This window comes from Nitrospira sp. BLG_2, assembly GCF_049222245.1.
Window position 1 is genome coordinate 1 of record NZ_JBLYIG010000686.1, and the last position, 2904, is coordinate 2904.

Annotated in this window: 3 protein-coding genes; all 3 read left to right on the plus strand. The window is 55.4% G+C overall.

All coding sequences use genetic code 11. The features are described from left to right. Positions 1 to 61: 61 nt before the first annotated feature. The 3 genes from ACOSYY_RS18160 to ACOSYY_RS18170 all read left to right on the plus strand — a co-directional run bounded on the left by ACOSYY_RS18160 (position 62) and on the right by ACOSYY_RS18170 (position 2872). Positions 62 to 682 carry an acyltransferase gene (locus ACOSYY_RS18160; RefSeq protein ID WP_526023348.1) on the plus strand — a complete coding sequence of 207 codons (621 nt, stop codon included), beginning with the start codon at positions 62 to 64 and terminating at the stop codon, positions 680 to 682. A 74-nt stretch (positions 683 to 756) separates the two neighbouring features. Then, positions 757 to 1911, plus strand: a complete 1155-nt coding sequence (locus ACOSYY_RS18165; RefSeq protein WP_421664258.1) for a DegT/DnrJ/EryC1/StrS family aminotransferase — start codon at positions 757 to 759, stop codon at positions 1909 to 1911. Beyond that, on the plus strand, positions 1889 to 2872 hold the full coding sequence (locus ACOSYY_RS18170) for a glycosyltransferase family 2 protein (protein WP_421664259.1): 984 nt from the start codon (positions 1889 to 1891) through the stop codon (positions 2870 to 2872). Before ACOSYY_RS18165 ends, ACOSYY_RS18170 begins: the two co-directional genes overlap by 23 nt. Positions 2873 to 2904: the final 32 nt, after the last annotated feature.

The window sequence follows — 2904 nt, forward strand, 5'->3', positions numbered from 1 at the left end:
GGGAGCCAATCCTCACGCGGCCAAGGAAAGGAAGGCGTATTTCGTTCACGAGTCCGCGTTCGTGGACGAGCCGTGCCGGATAGGCGCCGGGACGAAGATCTGGCATGGAGCGCATGTGATGAAGGGGGCGGAGATCGGCGAGCGATGTAACTTGGGGCAAAACGTCTGCATCGGCAACGACGTCAAGATCGGCAGCAACGTCAAGATTCAGAATAATGTGTCGGTGTATACGGGAACGGAAATCGAAGACGACGTGTTCCTTGGCCCATCCTGCGTGCTGACGAATATCACCAATCCCCGGTCTCAAGTCGTGCGGCATGCCCTCTATGAGAAGACCATCATTAAGCGCGGTGCCACGATCGGGGCCAATGCCACCATTGTCTGCGGGGTCACGATCGGACGGTATGCGTTCATCGCAGCCGGTGCTGTGGTCGCGAAAGACGTGCCGGATTATGCTCTGATGGTCGGGATGCCGGCTAGGCAACAGGGGTGGATGAGCAGACACGGTATCAAACTTCCGACGCCCGATAGGGAAGGGGTTATGGTCTGTCCGGAAAGCAAGTTTCGATACAGGGAAGTCAGCGAGGGAGTGCTCAGGTGCTTGGACCTCGACGAGGAGAAACCATTGCCGGCAGAGATGGCGGTGGGGAAAGTCACTTATGATCAGTTGAAGGAGTCGTAGAGGCACCCCGCCGTGGCATCGAGTTCCTGAGAGGCGAAAATGAAGGATGGTCCGATCGTCCAAGGAGACTGAGCATGGAGTTTATCGACCTGAAAAAACAGTACGAGCGCATTAAGCCCCGCATTCAAGAGCGGATCAATGCAGTGTTGGACCACGGCAAGTTTATCATGGGGCCGGAGGTCACAGAATTGGAGAAACAGCTTGCCCTCTTTGTCGGGAGTAAGCATTGCGTGTCCTGCGCCAACGGCACAGATGCCCTCCTCCTCAGCTTGCTGGCACATGAGGTCGGCCCGGGGGATGCTGTATTTACCACGCCATTTACGTTTATCGCGACTGCCGAAGTGATTTGTCTCCTGGGGGCGACCCCGATTTTTGTCGACGTCGATCCTGATACGTACAATATCGATCCTGCAAAGCTCGAGGAAGCGATCGCCGATGCCAAAAAGGGAATGGCGCGTGGGGCAGCCGTTGCGAAGCCCCTCAACCTCAGAGGCATCATTCCGGTCGATTTGTTCGGCCTGCCGGCTGACTACGACCGTATCAATGGCATCGCCAAACGGTACGGATTGTTTGTGTTGGAAGATGCGGCGCAAAGCCTGGGAGGGAGTTATAAGGGAAAGAGGGTCGGCAATCTTGCAGACATCGCGGCGACCAGCTTTTTTCCGGCCAAGCCGCTGGGGGGCTACGGCGATGGGGGTGCGGTCTTCACGAACAACGACGTGATGGCGGATTGTCTGCGTTCGCTGAGAGAGCACGGCAAAGGTTCGCATAAATACGACAACGTCCGGATTGGCGTGAATGGACGGCTCGATACGCTGCAAGCCGCCATTCTACTGCCGAAGCTTGAGATATTCGAAAGCGAGATCAAGGCAAGGCAAGAGGTCGCGGCGCGCTATTCAACCGCATTCAAGATGCTCATGAAGGTGCCGCATGTGCCGGATGGCCTGTTGTCGGCCTGGGCGCAATACTCGTTAGTTGTGGAAGGTCGAGACCGGTACCTTGCCAAGCTGAAGGAACTTGGGATTCCGACCGCCATTTACTATCCGAGGCCATTGCACTTACAGACGGCGTTTGCGCGCCTGGGTTACAAGGCCGGCGACTTGCCCGTTTCAGAACAGCTGTCAGATCGGATCTTCAGCCTGCCGATGCATCCGTACCTCGATAGGCAGGATCAAGATCGAATTATTGAGGCGGTGAGAAAGGCGCATGCCGAGGTGTCTAGAGATTAGAGACGATATCGCAGGGATCAGTGTTGCCAATCATCTTCGTCCGATGAATGCCCAGGAGACAAAGGGAGCGATGCCGCATATCTGTGTGTGTATCTGCACCTTCAAGCGGCCGGGGATGCTGCGACGATTGCTGGAAAAGCTCGAAGAACAAGACTCGCAGGGGTGCTTCTCTTTTTCAGTGGTAATCGTTGACAACGATCAGGCCGAATCAGCAAGGTCGGTTGTTGAGAGCTTTACAATCGGCTCCTCATTCCAGGTCAGGTACTGTGTGGAGCCGCGGCAGAATATCGCCTTGGCGAGGAACAAAGCGATTGAGAACGCGAGCGGGGATTTCATCGCATTCATCGACGACGACGAGTTTCCGACTTCCGAGTGGTTACGCAGGCTATTCAATGCCTGTAAACAGCATGAAGTCGCAGGGGTGCTTGGTCCGGTCAACCCATACTTCGAGCATGAGCCCCCGGGCTGGGTCCGGCAAGGAAGATTTTTCGAGCGTCCGACTTACCCCACAGGATACCGAATAGGAATGTGGGAGGCTCGAACAGGTAATGTCCTGTTCCGACGAAATATTCTGGCTGATGTACGTGAACCCTTTAGGGCCGAATTCGGGACGGCCGGCGAAGACATCGATTTCTTTCGAAGGATGATGGCAAAAGGAAACGTCTTTATCTGGTGCAATGAGGCAGCCGTCTTCGAGGTAGTGCCTCCGGAGCGATGCACGAAGAAGTATCTCCTGCGAAAAGCGTTGCTGCGAGGGAGTAATTTTCTCAAGCATCCGACGGACCGGGCGAAGAACTTTGCCAAGTCGATTGTGGCAGTGCCTCTCTATGGTATGACGCTCCCGGTGATGTTCTTGGCAGGGAGTCACCACTTTGTACGGACTCTCATCAAATTCTGTGATCATGCGGGAAGACTATTGGCAGTGATCGGGTTGAATCCGGTGAAGGAGCGAGATCACTAGCTGGCGTGTAGCGGGTGGACCAAAAAGGGGAG